Annotated in this window: 19 protein-coding genes; 7 read left to right on the top strand and 12 right to left on the bottom strand. The window is 64.1% G+C overall.

What is annotated here, in order from left to right; genetic code table 11:
* Positions 1-5 precede the first annotated feature (5 nt).
* From ACMGGG_RS24485 to dadA, 5 genes are all read right to left on the bottom strand, one after another.
* Positions 6-1,868 carry an acetyl-CoA hydrolase/transferase C-terminal domain-containing protein gene (locus ACMGGG_RS24485; RefSeq protein ID WP_063542039.1) on the bottom strand — a complete coding sequence of 621 codons (1,863 nt, stop codon included), beginning with the start codon at positions 1,866-1,868 and terminating at the stop codon, positions 6-8.
* A 359-nt stretch (positions 1,869-2,227) separates the two neighbouring features.
* On the bottom strand, positions 2,228-2,632 hold the full coding sequence (locus ACMGGG_RS24480; RefSeq protein WP_054894126.1) for a c-type cytochrome: 405 nt from the start codon (positions 2,630-2,632) through the stop codon (positions 2,228-2,230).
* A gap of 153 nt (positions 2,633-2,785) precedes the next feature.
* Positions 2,786-3,334 (bottom strand): cupin domain-containing protein, encoded by a 549-nt coding sequence (locus ACMGGG_RS24475; protein ID WP_054894107.1) that lies wholly within the window; start codon positions 3,332-3,334, stop codon positions 2,786-2,788.
* 109 nt (positions 3,335-3,443) lie between these two features.
* Entirely contained in the window at positions 3,444-4,517 is a 1,074-nt protein-coding gene (gene alr / locus ACMGGG_RS24470) for an alanine racemase (protein WP_414154571.1), read from the bottom strand.
* Between the two features lie 131 nt (positions 4,518-4,648).
* Positions 4,649-5,950 carry a D-amino acid dehydrogenase gene (gene dadA, locus ACMGGG_RS24465; protein ID WP_065864728.1) on the bottom strand — a complete coding sequence of 434 codons (1,302 nt, stop codon included), beginning with the start codon at positions 5,948-5,950 and terminating at the stop codon, positions 4,649-4,651.
* A gap of 155 nt (positions 5,951-6,105) precedes the next feature.
* Here dadA and dadR point away from each other — a divergent pair, with 155 nt between their 5' ends.
* A complete protein-coding gene (gene dadR, locus ACMGGG_RS24460; protein ID WP_003258963.1) occupies positions 6,106-6,594 on the top strand; it encodes a transcriptional regulator DadR in 489 nt (162 codons plus the stop codon).
* A 4-nt stretch (positions 6,595-6,598) separates the two neighbouring features.
* Here dadR and ACMGGG_RS24455 read toward each other — a convergent pair whose 3' ends face one another.
* A complete protein-coding gene (locus ACMGGG_RS24455) occupies positions 6,599-6,949 on the bottom strand; it encodes a YkgJ family cysteine cluster protein (RefSeq protein WP_414154570.1) in 351 nt (116 codons plus the stop codon).
* 128 nt (positions 6,950-7,077) lie between these two features.
* Here ACMGGG_RS24455 and ACMGGG_RS24450 point away from each other — a divergent pair, with 128 nt between their 5' ends.
* The gene (locus tag ACMGGG_RS24450; protein ID WP_151925439.1) at positions 7,078-8,370 is read left to right on the top strand and encodes an NAD(P)/FAD-dependent oxidoreductase; all 1,293 of its coding nucleotides are present in this window, start codon (positions 7,078-7,080) and stop codon (positions 8,368-8,370) included.
* Here ACMGGG_RS24450 and ACMGGG_RS24445 read toward each other — a convergent pair whose 3' ends face one another.
* Positions 8,371-8,601 (bottom strand): DUF1127 domain-containing protein, encoded by a 231-nt coding sequence (locus tag ACMGGG_RS24445; protein WP_063542038.1) that lies wholly within the window; start codon positions 8,599-8,601, stop codon positions 8,371-8,373.
* A 177-nt stretch (positions 8,602-8,778) separates the two neighbouring features.
* Between ACMGGG_RS24445 and ACMGGG_RS24440 the strand changes: the two genes are divergently transcribed.
* A complete protein-coding gene (locus ACMGGG_RS24440) occupies positions 8,779-10,209 on the top strand; it encodes a PLP-dependent aminotransferase family protein (RefSeq protein WP_172964799.1) in 1,431 nt (476 codons plus the stop codon).
* A gap of 60 nt (positions 10,210-10,269) precedes the next feature.
* The gene (locus tag ACMGGG_RS24435; protein WP_054894114.1) at positions 10,270-11,829 is read left to right on the top strand and encodes a phospholipase D family protein; all 1,560 of its coding nucleotides are present in this window, start codon (positions 10,270-10,272) and stop codon (positions 11,827-11,829) included.
* 32 nt (positions 11,830-11,861) lie between these two features.
* On the opposite strand, the gene ACMGGG_RS24430 is transcribed toward ACMGGG_RS24435, so the two are convergent.
* Both ACMGGG_RS24430 and ACMGGG_RS24425 read right to left on the bottom strand, forming a co-directional pair.
* Positions 11,862-13,001 (bottom strand): MFS transporter, encoded by a 1,140-nt coding sequence (locus ACMGGG_RS24430; RefSeq protein ID WP_065864722.1) that lies wholly within the window; start codon positions 12,999-13,001, stop codon positions 11,862-11,864.
* A 127-nt stretch (positions 13,002-13,128) separates the two neighbouring features.
* A complete protein-coding gene (locus tag ACMGGG_RS24425) occupies positions 13,129-14,622 on the bottom strand; it encodes an aldehyde dehydrogenase (RefSeq protein ID WP_112897061.1) in 1,494 nt (497 codons plus the stop codon).
* Positions 14,623-14,819: 197 nt separating this feature from the next.
* Here ACMGGG_RS24425 and ACMGGG_RS24420 point away from each other — a divergent pair, with 197 nt between their 5' ends.
* Together ACMGGG_RS24420 and ACMGGG_RS24415 are read left to right on the top strand one after the other, a co-directional pair.
* Positions 14,820-15,179 (top strand): cupin domain-containing protein, encoded by a 360-nt coding sequence (locus tag ACMGGG_RS24420; protein WP_054894117.1) that lies wholly within the window; start codon positions 14,820-14,822, stop codon positions 15,177-15,179.
* 92 nt (positions 15,180-15,271) lie between these two features.
* Positions 15,272-15,475 carry a hypothetical protein gene (locus ACMGGG_RS24415; protein WP_063542036.1) on the top strand — a complete coding sequence of 68 codons (204 nt, stop codon included), beginning with the start codon at positions 15,272-15,274 and terminating at the stop codon, positions 15,473-15,475.
* 89 nt (positions 15,476-15,564) lie between these two features.
* Here the strand turns inward: ACMGGG_RS24415 and rpmG are convergent, their stop codons facing one another.
* A complete protein-coding gene (gene rpmG / locus ACMGGG_RS24410; RefSeq protein WP_003253507.1) occupies positions 15,565-15,720 on the bottom strand; it encodes a 50S ribosomal protein L33 in 156 nt (51 codons plus the stop codon).
* Between the two features lie 11 nt (positions 15,721-15,731).
* Positions 15,732-15,968 (bottom strand): 50S ribosomal protein L28, encoded by a 237-nt coding sequence (rpmB, locus tag ACMGGG_RS24405; RefSeq protein ID WP_054894119.1) that lies wholly within the window; start codon positions 15,966-15,968, stop codon positions 15,732-15,734.
* A gap of 368 nt (positions 15,969-16,336) precedes the next feature.
* Between rpmB and ACMGGG_RS24400 the strand changes: the two genes are divergently transcribed.
* Entirely contained in the window at positions 16,337-17,926 is a 1,590-nt protein-coding gene (locus ACMGGG_RS24400) for an ABC transporter substrate-binding protein (protein WP_414154569.1), read from the top strand.
* 65 nt (positions 17,927-17,991) lie between these two features.
* Here ACMGGG_RS24400 and radC read toward each other — a convergent pair whose 3' ends face one another.
* Positions 17,992-18,672, bottom strand: a complete 681-nt coding sequence (gene radC, locus ACMGGG_RS24395) for a RadC family protein (RefSeq protein WP_414154568.1) — start codon at positions 18,670-18,672, stop codon at positions 17,992-17,994.
* Between the last annotated feature and the right edge of the window lie 125 nt (positions 18,673-18,797).

Genomic DNA, 18,797 nt, shown 5'->3' with positions numbered 1-18,797 from the left:
AGCGTTTATTTTGCAGCCTGCAACCCCGCCAGCAGCAACCGCTGGTACAGCTCCTCCTTCAGCCCCTGCGGTTCACTCAGCCCCATCCGCACCAGATGCGCCGTATAGGCCTGAGGTTCTGGCGCATCCAGCGCCGCCTTGCCCAGCTCCAGCACCTCGCTCAGCTTGAACTTGCTCTTGAGCCAGTTCAGCGCCCGCAGCAGGTCCTGCTCCTCAGGCGTGAAGTCGCTGCCCAGCGGGTACTCGGGGAACAACCCCGCATACCGCGCCCTGATCGCTTCCAGGCGCTCGGGCGTGTTGTCGGTGAAGCGTGCCGATAGCTCGAAGTCCCGCGCCAGCTTGCCGGCCTTCTTGGCCTGCTCCATCAAAGGTTTCTGAAAACGTGAGTCACTGATTGCCAGCAACCGTGCGATCACCTCGCTGTCGGTCTGCCCACGCAGATCGGCGATGCCGTATTCGGTGATCACGATGTCACGCAGGTGCCGGGGAATGGTGCAATGTCCGTACTGCCAGAACACATTCGACGTCACCTCGCCACCCGCCTCGCGCCAGCTACGCAGCAGCAGGATCGAGCGCCCGCCCTCCAGTGCATGGCCCTGGGCGACGAAGTTGTACTGCCCGCCCACACCGCTGAGCACCCGGCCATCTTCCAGCTGATCGGCCACCCCGGCACCGAGCAGGGTCATGCCAAACACCGTGTTGACGAAGCGCGCATCGCGGCGCTGGCGACGCTTGAGTGCTTCGTCGCCATACAGCTCGTTAATGAAGCTGATGGCGGTCATGGCGAAGCGTTTGCGCTGCTCAAGAGGCATCTGCCGCAAGCGCTGGTAGAAATCTGCGGTGCCGAGAAAGAACCCGCCATGCACCAGCACGCCCTGCTCGTCGGCCGGGCGCCGCACCACGCCTGCTTCGGCCAGCGCCAGCAGGCCGTTGACGAACATCTCGCTGCAGCCGTAGAGCCCTTGGGCGAAGGCATCCATACCACCCTCACGCTCGATCAGCGTTTTCCAGGGGTTCAGGTCCAGGTCTTCGAGCAACGCGCGGTAGGCGTCGTTGTCGTCCTGGCGCGCGAGCAGCGCTGCGGCCACGGCATCGCCCATGGCGCCGATGCCGATCTGCAGGGTGCCGCCATCACGCACCAGGGTGCTGGCGTACAGGCCGATGCAGTGGTCCTGGAGGGTGACCGGCATGTTCGGGGTGCAGAACAGTCGACGCTGCTCGGGGGTATCGATCAGCAGGTCGAAATCCTGTGCAGGCAGTTCGGCGTCGCCCGGCATGTAGGGCAGTTCGGCATGCACCTGGCCGAGCATGAGGATGGTTTCGCCTGCGGCACGGCGCTTGGCGATCATCGGCAGCAGGTCGAGGGTAATGTCGGGATTGCAGGCCAGGCTCAGGTGATCCGGACGCTCGGGCGTAGCGGCAACGATCTGGGCGATGAGGTTCAAGCCCTTGGCGTTGATATCGCGCGCAGCGTGGCTGTAGTTGCTACTGACGTAGTCCTGCTGGGCGGTCTCGCTGTGCAGCAGCGAACCGGGCTGCATGAAGAACTGCTCGACACGGATGTTGGCCGGGAGGGTGTCGTTGCGCAGGTCGGCGAGGTAGTCGAGCTCTTCGTAATCGGCGAAGACGCGCTCGACGAAGGGTTCGAGGAAGCGCCGCTGCAGGCCGTCACCCAGCGGCGGTCTGCCCAGGCTGAGGGCGGTGTAGATCGTCAGGCGCCGCTCGGGCAGGCTGCGGATGCGGGCATAGAGGGCGTTGACGAAGGCATTGGGTTTGCCCAGGCCCAGGGGCAGGCCCATGTGGATATGGGCCGGGAGGCGGGCCAGGACCTGGTCGACGGCCTGGTCGATCGAGCAGCGATGGGGCATCGGGGGCTCCTGTGGCTTTGTGGGGGCTTGCAGGCTGTGACCATTACCCTGGCTGATTTGCTGACCAGACCGGCCCTTTCGCGGGCAAGCCCGCTCCTACAGGTTGTGATCATTACCCTGGTTGATTTGCTGAACAGGCCGGCCCTTTCGCGGGCAAGCCCGCTCCTACAGGTTGTGACCATTGCCCTGGCTGATTTGCTGAACAGGCCGGCCCTTTCGCGGGCAAGCCCGCTCCTACAGGTTGTGACCATTACCCTAGCTGATTTGCTGACCGGGCCGACCTCTTCCCGGGGCCGGCACCTACCCCTAAATGCAAAAGCCCGCCATTAATGGCGGGCTTTACGCAAATCCAGTCCGGTCTACAGCCCGGACATCTTCTTGATCGCACCCTTGAGCTCTTCATCCGAGCAGTCGGCGCAGGTGCCCTTGGGCGGCATGGCGTTGATGCCGGTGATGGCCTTGGCCAGAATCCCGTCGAGGCCGCCCTGGTGATCGGCGCGCTCTTTCCAGGCCGCCGTGTCGCCGATCTTCGGCGCATTCAGCAGGCCCGTGCCATGGCAGGCATTGCAGTGCTTGGCGATGATTTCGTCGGGTGTCTTGGCGCCACCGCCACCGGCCGATACGGCCACTTCCATGCCCTTGCACTCCTGGCCCTGAACGCACACCTGCCCCACCGGCTCCAGGCGCTTGGCGATGTCGTCGTTGGTCGCAGCGCTTGCATTGAGTGCCCAGAGGGCGAATACGGCTGCTGGTACGGCCAGCATTTTCTTGATTTGGTTCACGCGTACACCCTCATGGTGGCTAATCACGCCCGCCGCCACGGCTGGCGAGCGTTGAAAAGTATAGCGGCTACCCGGAAGGCGTGAAACGACCCCACACAGGAAAGGGGTATTGGCGAAACAATACGCTGCGCTGGATCAAAAGTTCGAAGGCGTGGCAGCACTGATCAGGCGGGCAGGTTCGTCGAAAGGGTTGCGGAAACGGTGCGGACGGGTGCTCTCGAAGTAGTAGCTGTCGCCCGCTTCGAGGATGAAGGTTTCGGCGCCGACCACCAGTTCAAGACGGCCTTCGAGGAGGATTCCGGTCTCTTCGCCATCGTGTGTGAGCATCTCTTCACCCGTGTCGGCCCCCGGCGGATAAACCTCGTTGAGAAAGGCGATGGCACGGTTGGGGTGCGATTTGCCGACCAGCTTCATGGTCACCGCGCCGTCGGAAATGTCGATCAGCTCGTGGGCCTTGTAGACGATCTGGGTGGGGCTTTCCGGCGCAAGCTCGACGGAAAAGAACTCGACCATCGACATGGGAATGCCGCTCAGCACCTTGCGCAGGGAGCTGATCGACGGGCTCACGCTGTTCTTCTCGATCATCGAGATGGTGCTGTTGGTTACGCCCGCCCGTTTGGCGAGTTCGCGCTGGGACAGGCCCTTGAGCTTGCGGATGGCTTGCAGTCGTTCGCCGACGTCCAAAGCTTGCGCCTCCAGAAACGGTCGAGATGGGGTCAAATGTGAACGATATCATGGCAATGCCGTTCAGTATTTACAACACGCAAGACCCCAGCCTGTCCGCTTCAGCGCCTCATTCGCCGTAATAATCCAATGGCACGCGCCGCAGGTTGCAGAAGATCTGGTAGGGAATGGTGCCAGCCTGCTGTGCCACGTCACTGGCCAGGACCTGCTTGCCCCACAGCTCGACCGGGCTGCCGATACCCGCTTCGGGCACTTCGGTGAGGTCGACGCAGAGCATGTCCATCGAGACCCGACCAATCAGTTGAGTACGCTTGCCGGCGACCACCACCGGGGTGCCGGTGGGCGCGTGGCGTGGGTAGCCATCGGCGTAACCCATCGCGACCACGCCAACCCGGGTCGGGCGCGGGCTGGTGAACTTGGCACCGTAGCCGACTGACTCACCGGTCGGCAGTTCGCGCACGCTGATGATCCGCGATTGCAGGGTCATTACCGGTTGCAGGCGCGCAGCTGCGGCCTGCTCGACTTCGAACGGCGTGGCCCCGTACAGCATGATGCCCGGACGCACCCAATCACTCGGCACCTGCGGCCAGCCCAGCACACCGGGGGAGTTGCGCAGGCTGCACTCGGCGGCCAGCCCCTGGCGGGCGGCCTGGAACACGGCGACCTGCTGCTCGGTGGTCGAGGCATCGAGCTCGTCGGCACGGGCGAAGTGGGTCATCAGCACGATGCGCGCGACCTTGCCGCTGGCCAGCAGGCGCTGGTAGGCCTCGTGGTAGTCCTTGGGGTGCAGGCCCACGCGGTGCATGCCGCTGTCGAGCTTGAGCCAGATGTTCAGCGGCTTGCGCACAGCGGTCTGCTCGATCGCTTCGAGCTGCCACAGCGAGTGCACCACGCACCACAGGTCGTGCTCGGCGATCAGCGCCAGCTCGCTGGCCTCGAAGAAGCCTTCGAGCAGCAGCACCGGAGCCTTGATCCCTGCGGCACGCAGCTCCAGGGCCTCTTCGATGCAGGCAACGGCGAAACCGTCAGCCTCGGTCTCCAGCGCCAGGGCGCAACGTACCGCACCGTGGCCGTAGGCATCGGCCTTGACCACGGCAAGGGCCTTGGCGCCGGACAATTCACGGGCCAGGCGGTAGTTGTGACGGAGGGCTTGGAGGTCGATCAGGGCACGGGCGGGGCGCATGGAGGGCAGCCTTCTGGTGGATCTGTTTATGACGGAGGAACGGTGCTGGCCTTTTCGCGGGCAAGCCCGCTCCCACAAGTCCTCATCCTGCCGTGGGAGCGGGCTTTCCCGCGAAGAGGCCAGCGCTGCAATTACTGGTGAGCCGATACCGGGCTACCGTGGCCAGCACTCTCGCGGCTGTTGCCGTAGCGCGAGATATCCAGCCCTTCGGCACTGATCTGCGGCTTCTTGCGCGCGATCAGGTCGGCCAGCAGGCGACCGGAACCGCAAGCCATGGTCCAGCCCAGGGTGCCGTGACCTGTATTGAGGAACAGGTTGCGGAACGCGGTGCCACCGACGATCGGGGTGCCATCCGGAGTGGCCGGGCGCAGGCCGGTCCAGAAACTGGCCTGGCTCAGGTCGCCGCCGCGAGGATAAAGGTCGTTGACGATCATCTCCAGCGTTTCGCGTCGACGCGGGTTCAGCGACAAGTCAAAACCGGCGATTTCAGCCATGCCACCGACACGGATACGGTTGTCGAAACGGGTGATGGCGACTTTGTAGGTTTCGTCGAGAATGGTCGACGTCGGCGCCATGTCGGCATCGGTGATCGGCACGGTCAGCGAGTAGCCCTTGAGCGGATACACCGGTGCCTTGATGCCCAGCGGCTTGAGCAGTTGCGGCGAATAGCTGCCCAGCGCCAGCACGTAGCGATCGGCTGTCTCCAGCTTGCCGTCGATCCACACGCCATTGATACGGTCACCGGCATGGTCCAGGCGCTGGATGTTCTGGCCGAAGCGGAACTCGACGCCCAGCTTGATGGCCATGTCGGCCAGCTTGGTGGTGAACAGCTGGCAGTCGCCGGTCTGGTCGTTGGGCAGGCGCAGGGCGCCAGCAAGGATGTCCTTCACGCCCGCCAGCGCAGGCTCCACGCGGGCGATGCCGTCGCGGTCGAGCAATTCGTAAGGCACGCCAGACTGCTCGAGCACGGCGATATCCTTGGCTGCGGCATCGACCTGGGCCTGGGTACGGAACAGTTGGGTGGTGCCCAGGGTGCGGCTCTCGTAGGCGATGCCGGTTTCGGCGCGCAGCTCGTCGAGGCAGTCGCGGCTGTACTCGGACAGGCGCACCATGCGCTCCTTGTTCACCGCATAGCGATTGGCGGTGCAGTTACGCAGCATCTGCGCCATCCACAGGTACTGGTCGACGTCACCGGTCAGCTTGATGGCAAGCGGTGCGTGGCGCTCGAGCAGCCACTTGATGGCCTTGAGCGGCACGCCTGGCGCGGCCCAGGGCGAGGCATAGCCGGGCGAGATCTGGCCAGCGTTGGCGAAGCTGGTTTCCATGGCCACCGCCGGCTGGCGATCGACCACCGTCACTTCGAAACCTTGCCGGGCCAGGTAGTAGGCACTGGCGGTTCCGATCACACCGCTACCAAGTACCAGAACTCGCATCGTCTATCCCTCGCACGCGGTACACCGCAGTCTTTTGTTGAAATGGCATGGATGCGCGCAGTATAAGAATCTCGGCCCAGTGCTTTTCACTATATAAAAACCTATATTTGGCGAGAATTCTCGGCAAAAACGCCTTTCACGGAGGGGCATCCCCTATGAGAACCCAACACCAGAGCAAACGTGAACTGGACAAGATCGACCGCAACATCCTGCGCATCCTGCAGAATGACGGGCGTATCTCCTTCACCGAGCTGGGCGAGAAAGTCGGGTTGTCCACTACCCCCTGCACCGAACGTGTCCGCCGCCTGGAACGTGAGGGCATCATCATGGGCTACAACGCCCGCCTCAATCCGCAACACCTCAAGGGCAGCCTGCTGGTGTTCGTCGAGATCAGCCTGGACTACAAGTCCGGCGACACCTTCGAAGAGTTCCGCCGCGCCGTCCTCAAGCTGCCGCATGTGCTGGAGTGCCACCTGGTGTCGGGAGACTTCGACTACCTGGTGAAGGCGCGCATTTCCGAGATGGCCTCGTACCGCAAGCTGTTGGGCGACATCCTGCTCAAGCTGCCGCATGTGCGCGAATCGAAAAGCTACATCGTGATGGAAGAGGTCAAGGAGAGCCTCTGCCTGCCAATTCCGGACTGAACCGTCAGACCAGCACCTGGCGGGTGCTGGCGATATAACCATGGATCAGCCGCTCGGCCTCGGGTTCGATCGGCTGCTGCGGACCACGACCACGGGGGCAGGCCATGCGCGGCGTGGTGCCGAACAGGCGGCAGATCAGCGGGCGCTCTTCATAGACGGTGCAGCCTTGCGGGCCGAGGTGCACACAGTCCAGGCGCTCCAGCGCCGCATCCTGTTCGGCCTGGGTCTTGCGCGGCAGGCGAGCCATCTCTTCACTGGACGTGGTGACCGGGCCACAGCACTCGTGGCAGCCGGGCTCGCATTCGAAGGACGGGATGAGTTCGCGCAGGAACTGGATCTTGTGGTTGCAGGGCATGGGCGGTGTGTCGTCGAGGTTTGTGAGGATTATAGGGCCATTCGCCGAGCAAGCCCTCGCCCGGTTGCCCAACCGCGAAACCCCAGCTTATCCTCGCCCCCTTCGCACCGACTCCAGGGCCTCCCCAGATGATCCACAGCGCGCAGCACGCCGCCTCCTACTATGCCGCCAGCAGCGCGCCTCAACCGGACTACCCCAGCCTCGAAGGCGAGCACAGCGCCGATGTGTGCATCGTCGGCGGCGGTTACTCGGGCCTGAATACCGCCATCGAGCTGGCCGAGCGCGGCTTCTCGGTGATCCTGCTCGAAGCCCGCAAGATCGGCTGGGGCGCCAGCGGTCGCAATGGCGGGCAGTTGATCCGTGGCGTTGGCCACGATGTCGAGCAGTTCCTGCCGGTGCTCGGCAAGGATGGCGTACGCAGCCTCAAGCTGATGGGCCTGGAAGCCGTGGAGATCGCGCGTCAACGTATCGAGCGCCACGCCATCGCCTGCGACCTGACCTGGGGTTACTGCGACCTGGCATACAAGCCCGCCGAGCTGGACGGCTTCGCTGAAAATGCCGAAGAGCTGCGCAGCCTGGGCTACCGCCACGAGGTCCGCGTGGTGCCCGCGTCCGAGATCCGCAGCGTGGTCGGATCCGACAGCTTCGTCGGCGGCCTGGTCGACATGGGCTCAGGCCACCTGCACCCACTCAACCTGGCCCTGGGCGAAGCGGCCGCCGCCGAGCGCCTGGGCGTGAAGCTGCACGAGGGTTCGGCAGTAACCCGCATCGACTACGGCCCGCAAGTCCAGGTGCACACGGCGCGGGGCCGCGTGCGCGCCAGTACGCTGGTGCTGTGCACCAACGCCTACCACAACGACCTCAACCGCGAACTGGGCGGCAAGGTGCTGCCCGCCGGCAGCTACATCATCGCCACCGAACCCCTGGGCGAAGCACGTGCCCGCCAGTTGCTGCCACAGAACATGGCCGTGTGCGACCAGCGCGTGGCGCTGGATTACTTCCGCCTGTCCGCCGACCACCGCCTGCTGTTCGGCGGCGCCTGCCACTACTCCGGGCGCGACCCGAAGGACATCGGCGCCTACATGGGCCCGAAGATGCTCAAGGTGTTCCCGCAGCTGGCCGGTGTGCGCATCGACTACCAGTGGGGCGGCATGATCGGTATCGGCGCCAATCGCCTGCCGCAGGTCGGGCGCCTGGCCAGCCATGCCAACGTCTATTACGCCCAGGCCTACTCCGGCCACGGCCTGAACGCCACGCACCTGGCCGGACGCCTGCTGGGCGAGGCCATCAGCGGCCAGCAGGCGGGGCGCTTCGACCTGTTCGCCAAGGTACCGCACGCGACCTTCCCTGGCGGCAAGCACCTGCGCTCGCCGCTGCTGGCGCTGGGGATGCTCTGGTACCGACTCAAGGAGCTGCTCTGATCACGCTCGCCAGAATGGCTTGCACCCTTCCTCCCGAGCCTGCTGGCGGCTGATGCCGATATCCAGCAACTGGTGATCGCTCAACTCGCGCAGCACCCTGCGCGAGCGCCAGCGATGCACCATCAGCCCCAGGCGACCCAAGCCCACAGGGGCACTGGAAACCTTGGGCCACTGCCCTGCGCGCAGTTCTTCCGCCAACAGTTGCAGCCGTACATCGCTCAAGCCGTTCATTGCCATGTCTCCTGATTGCCTCGAAAGCTGGAGAAAGCATGCGCTCGGCAGACATGCACGATACAGATTCAACACAGGATTATTATTTCCATACAGAATTGGCGCAACGACGGCTGAATGCCGTATTTTTGGCCAATCTGTATCGCTCACCTTGCCCAACGTGTGCAGGAGTATGCCGTGACCCTCTACATGAACCTCGCCGAATTGCTCGGTGCCCGGATCGAACAAGGCCTGTATCGTCCCGGCGAACGGCTGCCGTCGGTGCGCTCATTGAGCCTGGAACACGGCGTCAGCCTGAGCACCGTACAGCAGGCCTATCGCCAGCTGGAGGACAACGGCCTGGTGGCTCCGCGCCCCAAGTCCGGCTACTTCGTCACGGAAAATCGCAGCCTGCCGGCCCTGCCCGCCATCAGCCGCCCCGCCCAACGCCCTGTGGATATTTCCCAGTGGGAACAAGTGCTCGAATTGGTACGTGCCAGCCCTCACCCCGACGTGATCCAGCTCGGCCGCGGCATGCCCGACATCGAGAGCCCGACGCTCAAGCCCCTGCTGCGCAGCCTTGCCCAGCTCAGCCGGCGCCTGGACATGCCAGGGCTGTACTACGACAACATCCACGGCAACGAAGCCCTGCGTGAACAAATCGCCCGCCTGACGCTCGACTCAGGTTGCAACCTCGGGCCAGGCGACCTGGTGGTGACAACTGGTTGTCACGAAGCGCTGTCGACCAGCATCCGCGCAGTGTGCGAGCCGGGCGACATCGTCGCGGTGGATTCGCCCAGCTTCCACGGCGCCATGCAGACGCTCAAGGGCCTGGGCATGAAGGCGCTGGAGATCCCCACAGACCCGACCACCGGCATCAGCCTGGAGGCGCTGGAACTGGCGCTGGAGCAATGGCCGATCAAGCTCATCCAGATCACCCCCAGTTGCAACAACCCGCTGGGCTACATCATGCCCGAGGCGCGCAAGAAGGCCCTGCTGACCCTGGCCCAGCGCTACGACGTGGCGATTCTCGAAGACGATGTTTACGGCGACCTGGCCTACACCTACCCACGCCCACGCACCATCAAATCGTTCGACGAGGATGGCCGCGTACTGCTCTGCAGCTCGTTCTCCAAGACTCTGGCCCCAGGCCTGCGGGTCGGCTGGGTGGCGCCCGGGCGCTATCTGGAGCGGGTGCTGCACATGAAGTACATCAGTACCGGCAGCACGGCCTGCCAGCCCCAGTTGGCGATCGCCGACTTCATCGCCGAAGGCCACTATCAGCCGCACCTGCGCCGAGTCCGGGCGCAGTACCAGCGCGCCCGCGACCAGATGAGCGACTGGGTGACCCGCTACTTCCCGCCCGGCACCCGCGCCAGCCGGCCCCAGGGTGGCTTCATGCTGTGGGTGGAACTGCCCGAGAGCTTCGACACGCTGCGGCTCAACCGTGCGCTACTGGAACAGGGCGTACAGATCGCCGTCGGCAGCATTTTTTCGGCGTCGGGCAAGTACCGGCACTGCCTGCGCATGAATTTCGCCACCCGCGCCACCCCGGAAATCGAGGCGGCGGTACGCAAGGTAGGTGAAACTGCCTATCGCCTACTGGCGCAGGACAGTGACGCCGGGTAACTTTGCAGCGCTTTGCACGGTCCAACCTTCCAGTGACCTGTCGTACAGGACGATTCGCCTTTGAGACTCCAGCGGGCTCTGCCCCTCCTGCTGGCGCTGCTGCTCGGCCTGAGCGGCTGCGCCAGCGTCGATGCACCTCGCGACGTGAGCCAGGCGCTGCCGGCCAACGACTCGGCGTTCGGCCGCTCAGTCCAGCGTCAGGCCGCGCCCTATGAGGGGCGCTCCGGCTTTCGCCTGCTACCGAACAGCAACGAAGCCTTCCGCGCCCGCGCCGAGCTGATTCGCAACGCCCAGACCAGCATCGACCTGCAGTACTACATCGTCCACGATGGCCTGAGCACCCGCGCCCTGGTGCACGAGCTGCTGCGCGCCGCCGACCGCGGCGTGCGGGTGCGCATCCTGCTCGACGACACCACCAGCGATGGCCTGGACAGCCTGATCGGCACCCTCGCCGCCCACCCTCATATCCAGATCCGCGTGTTCAACCCGCTGCACCTGGGCCGCAGCACTGGCCTGACGCGTGCCATGGGGCGGCTGTTCAACCTGTCGCTGCAGCACCGGCGCATGCACAACAAGCTGTTCCTGGTCGACAACAGTATGGCCATCGTCGGCGGCCGCAACCTGGGTGACGAGTACTTCGACGCCGAGCCCAACCTGAACTTCACCGACATCGACCTGCTGGGTGTAGGGCCTGTGGCCGAGCAACTCGGCCACAGCTTCGACCAGTACTGGAACAGCGCCCTGAGTCGGCCGATCGGCGACTTCCTGTGGAGCACGCCGGACGCCAGCGACCTGCGCGCTAGCCGCCAGCGCCTGGAAACCTGGCTGGCGCAGGCCAGGGTGCAGCGCAAGGCGCTGTACGACCGACTGATGGCCTATCAGACCGCGCCACGCCTGGATATCTGGCGCAATGAGCTGATCTGGGCACACAGCCAGGCGCTGTGGGATGCGCCGAGCAAGGTGCTGGCCCGCGGCGAGCCCGACCCCCAATTGCTGATGACCCAGCAACTGGCGCCGGACCTGAAGAACGTACACCGCGAGCTGATCCTCGTCTCGGCCTACTTCGTGCCGGGCGAGCCAGGCCTGCTGTACCTCACCAGCCGCGCCGACGCCGGCACCTCGGTCAAGCTGCTGACCAACTCGCTCGAAGCCACCGATGTGCCGGCCGTGCACGGCGGCTATGCGCCCTATCGCCGAGCCCTGCTCGAACATGGCGTGGAGCTGTTCGAGCTGCGTCGCCAGCCCGGTGACCCGAGCGCCGCGCGCGGCGTCCTCAGCTTCAAGGGCCAGTCCGACTCAAGCCTGCACAGCAAGGCAATGGTCTTCGACCGGCGCAAGACCTTCATTGGCTCCTTCAACTTCGATCCCCGCTCGGTGCTGTGGAACACCGAGGTCGGGGTGATGGTCGACAGCCCGGAGTTGGCCGAGTACACCCGCGCGCTGGCCGAACAGGGCATGGCGCCGGCCTTGAGCTATCAACCGAAGCTGGTGGACGGGAAGATGGTCTGGGTGACCGAGGACAATGGCCAGGTGCATACCCTGACCGCTGAGCCGGGCGGAATATGGCGCCGGTTCAATGCCTGGGTGGCCAAGGCGGTGGGTTTGGAGAAGATGCTCTAGCAGCCGGGCCGCGCGAGTGCGGCCCGGCTATTTCAGGCGGAGGCGGGCTCGAACGCACCGGGACGCCGGGTCAGCAGCACCAGCCCTGCAGCCCCTGCAGCCATCAGGAACAGCAAGGCATGTCCACTGACCCACTGGCTCCCTGCCCCGGCCAGCAACGGCCCGAGCAAACAACCGATCCCCCACAGTTGCGCCACATGGGCGTTGGCACGCACCAATGCGTCATCGCGATAACGCTCGCCGATCAGGATCAGCGACAGGGTGAACAAGCCCCCCGCGCTCGCACCGAACAGTACCCACAGCGGCCACACCGCCGGGGTGTGCAGCAGCAGCGGAATCGCCAGGCTCGAACCCAGCAGACTCACCGCACAGCCACTGAACAAGGCTTGCCGGGACATGCGATCGGCCAGGGCGCCAATTGGCAACTGCAGCACGGCATCGCCGACCACCACGGTGCTGACCATGAACAACGCCACTTCGGCGGTGAAGCCCTGCTGCAACACATACACCGGCAGAAGCGTCAGAATCATCGCCTCGAATGCCGCGAACAACGCAATGGCCCAGGCAATGACCGGCAAGCGTCGACAGAAGGCGAACAAGTCGCTGAAGGTCACGCTGCACGCCTCGGTCGACGGCGCACCACCGCGGCCTAGCAGGAGCAAGGGTGCGAGCAACAGCAGGCCGCTGGCGGCCCAGAAACCGAAATCATCTTCCGAGCCGAGAAAGCCCAGCACCAGCGGCCCGGCCAGCTGGCTCAGGGCATAGCTGCTGCCATACAGCGCCACCAGTCGCCCACGCCACTGCTCGACCACCAACTGGTTGATCCAGCTTTCGCCGAGGATGAACACCACCGTCAGTGACATGCCGATCAGCAGGCGTAGCGCCAGCCACAGCGGATAGCTGGGCAACACCGCCACCAACACAATTGACAACGCACCGCCCCACAGGCACAGGCGCATCGCCGATGGCACGCCGACCCAACCCGCCAGGCGACTGGCCAGGCTCGCGCCGAGCAGTACGCCGATTGCCGGCATCGCCGCCATCACGCCAATGGCGAACCCGCCGTAGCCCCAGCCTTCCAGGCGCAGGGATACCAGCGGCATGCTCACGCCGAGCGCAAGCCCGACACTGAGCACCGACGCCAGCACGGCAAAGTAGGTTCCCCAACGCATTGCAGACCCCCAGGTAAATTTGTTCAGGCCCATTCGCGGGCAAGCCCGCTCCCACAGGTACGCCGCCGCTCGCAAGGACGGCGCTGGGCCTGTGGGAGCGGGCTTGCCCGCGAAGAAGACTACCGGATTACAGCTTGATCCAGGTCGCCTTCAGCTCGGTGTACTTCTCCAGTGCATGCAGCGACTTGTCACGGCCGTTGCCCGACTGCTTGAAGCCGCCGAACGGTGCGGTCATGTCGCCACCGTCGTACTGGTTGACCCACACGCTGCCAGCACGCACGGCGCGGGCAGTCTTGTGCGCCTTGGAGATATCGGCGGTCCAGATGCCAGCTGCCAGGCCATACGGGGTATCGTTGGCGATGGCGATGGCCTCTTCGGCAGTGTCGAAGGCGATCACCGACAGCACCGGGCCGAAGATTTCTTCCTGGGCGATCTTCATGGCGTTGGTCACGCCGTCGAAGATGGTCGGCTCGACGTAGGTGCCGCCGGTCTCTTCGAGGATGCGTTTGCCACCGGCCAGCAGTTTGGCGCCGTCCTGATGACCGGCGTCGATGTACGACAGCACGGTGTTCATCTGCTGAGTATCGACCAGCGCACCGACCGTGGTGGCCGGATCCAATGGGTTGCCTGGCTTCCAGGCCTTGAGGGCCTCGACCACCAGCGGCAGGAACTTGTCCTTGATCGAGCGCTCGACCAGCAGACGCGAGCCAGCGGTGCAGACCTCGCCCTGGTTGAAGGCGATGGCGCTGGCAGCGGCTTCGGCGGCGGCCTTCAGGTCAGGGGCGTCGGCGAAGACGATGTTCGGGCTCTTGCCACCGGCTTCCAGCCAGATGCGCTTCATGTTCGATTCGCCCGCGTACACCATCAGTTGCTTGGCGATCTTGGTAGAACCGGTGAACACCAGGGTATCGACATCCATGTGCAGGGCCAGGGCCTTGCCGACGGTGTGGCCATAGCCAGGCAGCACGTTCAGCACGCCTGCCGGGATGCCGGCCTCGATGGCCAGTTGGGCGATACGGATGGCGGTCAGCGGGGACTTCTCGGACGGCTTGAGCACCACCGAGTTGCCGGTGGCCAGCGCCGGGCCGAGTTTCCAGCAGGCCATCAACAGCGGGAAGTTCCATGGGACGATGGCACCCACGACGCCTACCGGCTCACGGGTCACCAGGCCCAGTTGGTCGTGCGGGGTCGGTGCGACCTCGTCGTAGACCTTGTCGATGGCTTCGGCAGTCCAGTGGATGGCCTGGGCAGCGCCCGGAATATCGATGGTGGAGGAGTCGCCGATCGGCTTGCCCATGTCCAGGGTTTCCAGCAGCGCCAGTTCCTCGACATGCTTGCGCAGCAGGTCGGCGAAGCGGATCAGCTTGGCCTTGCGCTTGGCAGGAGCCAGTTGGGACCAGACGCCAGAGTCGAAGGTGGCGCGAGCGTTTTCCACGGCGCGGTTGGCGTCGGCCAGGTCACAACTGGCAACCTTGGCCAGGAAACGTCCGTCGACTGGGCTCAGGCACTCGAAGGTTTCGCCGGAGGCGGCGTCGGTGTATTCGCCGTTGATGAAGGCGCGGCCTTCGATCTTCAGTTGCTGGGCACGCTGTTCCCAATCCGCACGAGTCAGGGTGGTCATACGAAACTCCTCCTCTTGTTAAGGTGCAGCCCCGTATTGAGGACTCACGGGCACTGTCAGAAATTCTGGCCGGGCGACAAGCGCACACGGGCATCCGACACCCTAAACCAGGCCGGTTAAACTATCAATATATTTGACACGAATGGCTTAAAAGCCTACTGATGTGCATTTTATTAAACAACAACAGGGTATCCAGCATGAGCATCGACAGCATCATCGACTTCGCCCAGGTCCTTACCGAAGCCGAGCGCTATCGCCCGGCGGCCGAGAAAATTCTCAAGGGCGAGCCGGACCAGGCGGTTTACAACCACTATTCGAGCCCCTGCGGGCAGTTCGCCGCGGGCGTCTGGGAGGGTGAAGTCGGCCAGTGGACCGTGAACTACACCGAGCACGAGTATTGCGAGATCGTCCAGGGCGTATCGGTCCTGCGCGACCAGGACGGCGGCGCCAAGACCCTGCGGGCCGGTGACCGCTTCGTCATCCCGGCCGGCTTCAAGGGCACCTGGGAGGTTCTGGAAGCGTGCCGCAAGATCTACGTGATGTTCGAGCAGAAGTAACGGGGCTTGCGAGGATTAAGTACCGCATCCGTCGAACGGGAGGCTGCAACGATGGCAGCGTCCATTTCCGGACAGTCGACAAGGAACAGCATATGACTACCGACATCCTCGCCCCTGCACGCCACGTCATCGGTTCGCGCTACGTTGAAAGCGTGGGCGCCTACATTCTCGAGCTGACGGGCCTGAGTGCAGTTCGGATTGTTACCGGCGCCGCAGACCTGCGGGACTACAGGTCCGACCAGGTCAGGATCGATGTAGACGACGAAGGCATCATAAGCGGCCTGCGCAACTACTGAACCCTGTGGCGCGTAAGCTACGCCTGAAAAGGCAGCAATAAAAAAACCCGCTTCCTTTCGGTTGCGGGTTTTTTTGGTTGCCGGATCAATTACTTGATCTTGGCTTCCTTGTACACCACGTGCTTGCGGACGACCGGATCGTATTTCTTGATCTCGATCTTGTCCGGAGTGGTGCGCTTGTTCTTGTCGGTGGTGTAGAAGTGGCCGGTACCGGCACTCGAAACCAGACGGATCAATTCACGCATGATGTTCTCCCTTAAACCTTGGCGCCAGCTTTACGGATGTCGACCAGAACGGCATCGATGCCGCGCTTGTCGATGATACGCATGCCTTTGGCGGAAACGCGCAGACGCACGAAACGATTCTCGGATTCAACCCAGAAACGGTGGTGCTGCAGGTTCGGCAGGAAACGACGACGGGTTTTGTTGTTTGCGTGGGAAATGTTGTTCCCGGTTACCGGACCCTTACCGGTAACTTGACAGACTCTCGACATGCCTCAGCCCTCTAAAACCACATGCCCAACCCGGCATGGGTTGGCCGCTTAATCTCTCAGTCTATGGCGCCAAGGCGCCGTGTTTCCGGGGGTCTTATCGAACCGGCTCAAATGAGCGACAGGCCGAGCCCCTAGAAAAGAGCGCTGCTTTATACCAGAAAGGGTCGGCCACAACAACAGAAGATGCACATTCCGATCGGGCCGATCGCGCCCGGCCAGCATAGCGACAAGGCCCGCGCACTGTCGACCGCTCGTCGCCGCGCAGCATAAAAATCAGGTGGTCATTTCCCGACTGGCGCACTAGGGTAGGACGTTTCCGCCTCCAGACTGCACTGGCAGATGGGCCCCTGACCAGCCGAGGATCCACCATGCGCGTCGCCGCCCTTTCCGTTCTATTCACTTCCCTGCTCGCCGCAGGCATCGCCCAGGCAGCTCCGCTGTCGGTGTGCACCGAGGCCAGCCCGGAAGGTTTCGACGTGGTTCAGTACAACTCGCTGACCACTACCAACGCCTCGGCCGACGTGCTGATGAACCGCCTGGTCGAGTTCGACGCGGCCCAGGGCAAGGTGGTGCCGAGCCTTGCACAAAGCTGGACGGTCTCCAAAGACGGCCTGGTCTATGACTTCACGTTGCGCGGCGGCGTGAAATTCCACAGCACCGACTACTTCAAGCCGACCCGCGAACTGGACGCCGACGACGTGTTGTTCAGCTTCCAGCGCATGCTCTACCCCGCCCATGCCTGGCACAAGTCCGCACCCGGCGGTTATCCGCACGCCCAGTCGCTGCAGTTGGGCAACCTGATCAAGTCGATCGAGGCGCCCGATCCACAGAGCGTGCGCTTTACCCTCACCCATCCGGACGCGACCTTCCTGGCCACCCTGAGCATGGGCTTCGCCTCGATCTACTCGGCCGAGTATGCCGACAAGCTGCTCAAGGCCGGCACGCCCGAGAAGCTCAATAGCCAGCCCATCGGCACCGGCCCGTTCGTCTTCCAGCGCTTCCAGAAGGACGCCTTGGTGCGTTATCGCGCCAACCCCGACTACTTCGGCGGCAAGCCTGCGGTCGACCCGCTGGTGTTCGCCATCACCACCGACCCGAACGTGCGCCTGCAGAAGCTCAAGCGCAACGAATGCCAGGTAGCCCTGTCGCCCAAGCCGCTGGACATCGCCGAAGCCGCGAAGAACGACAAGCTGAAGGTAGCCTCCACCCCGGCCTTCATGACCGCCTTCGTGGCCATCAACAGCGAGCACCCGCCGCTGGACAAACCCGAAGTGCGCCAGGCGATCAACCTCGCCTTCGACAAACCGGCCTACCTCAAGGCCGTGTTCGATGACACCGCCATCGCCGCCAACGGCCCCTACCCGCCCAATACCTGGAGTTACGCCAAGGACCTGCCCGGCTACGCGCTGGACCTGAAGAAGGCCAAGGCGTTGCTGACCAAGGCCGGCCTGGCCGACGGCTTCAGCACCACGATCTGGACCCGGCCGTCGGGCAGCCTGCTCAACCCCAACCCTAGCCTCGGCGCACAAATGCTCCAGGCCGACCTGGCGAAAGTCGGCATCAAAGCCGAGATCCGTGTGATCGAATGGGGCGAGCTGATCCGCCGGGCCAAGGCCGGTGAACATGACCTGCTGTTCATGGGCTGGGCGGGCGACAACGGCGACCCGGACAACTTCCTCAGCCCGCAATTCTCGTGCGCGGCGGTCAAGTCCGGGACCAACTTCGCGCGTTTCTGCGACAGCCGTCTCGACCAGTTGATCAACGCCGGACGCACCACCAACGACCAGAGCGTGCGCAGCCGTCTGTACCAGCAGGCGCAGACGCTGATCCAACAACAGGCGCTGTGGCTGCCGCTGGCCCACCCGACCGCCTCGTCCCTGCTGAGCAAGGGCGTCGAGGGCTATCAGGTGAGCCCGTTCGGGCGGGTGGACTTCAGCAAGGTGTCGGTGGAGCGCTGACTGGCATTCGGTGCCGGCCTTTTCGCCGCTGCGACTTACCCGCGAATAGGCCGGCACTGCCTCCACTACGCCCCGATCCAACCCTGTTCCACCATCGACAACGGCTCGCCATCGCCGACGATCACGTGATCGAGCGCACGCACGTCGATCAGCGCCAGCGCCTGCTTCAACGTGCGAGTCAGGTGGACATCGTCCTGGCTCGGCGCGCTGTTGCCCGACGGGTGGTTGTGACAGATGATCAACGCCGCCGCGTTATGCAGCAGCGACCGGCGCACAACCTCACGCGGATAGATGCTTGCCCGGTCTATCGTGCCGCGAAACAGGATCTCGAACGCCACGGGCCGGTGCCGGGTGTCCAGGAACAGGCAGCCGAACACCTCGCAGCGCTCATGGCGCAGCATCGACTTCAGGTAGCGCCGCACCGCAGCAGGGCTTTCCAGCGCCGGCGCGCGTTCGATGGTTTCGTCCAGGTAGCGTCGTCCGATCTCCAGCAGTGCCTGCAATTGCGCGTACTTCACCGGCCCGATGCCAGGCTCGCGCAGCAGCGCGGCGCGGTCGGCCTCGAGAAACACCCGCAACCCGCCAAAGCGCTTGAGCAGGCTGCGCGCCAGGTCGACCACGTTGCGCCCGGCAACGCCCGAGCCCAACAGCACTGCCAACAACTCCCCATCCGACAGCACCTGCGCCCCACGCGCCAGCAACTTCTCCCTCGGCCGCTCGTCCAGCGGCCATTCCCTGATGTTCATACCCCTCCTTGCGTTGTACTGCGGCGCCTTCAAGCCCTGTGTTAATCTATTTCGCCTCGTTAAATGCGACGTTCTGCCGCAGGCAATTTCAAACGTCGCCGCCCGCTTTCACTGGAAAAAGGCAA

Source organism: Pseudomonas sp. BNK-44-b, assembly GCF_047456245.1.
Classification (GTDB): domain Bacteria; phylum Pseudomonadota; class Gammaproteobacteria; order Pseudomonadales; family Pseudomonadaceae; genus Aquipseudomonas; species Aquipseudomonas machongensis.
The sequence above is the reverse complement of the archived record's forward strand: the minus strand, read 5'-3'. Positions and strand labels throughout refer to the sequence as shown.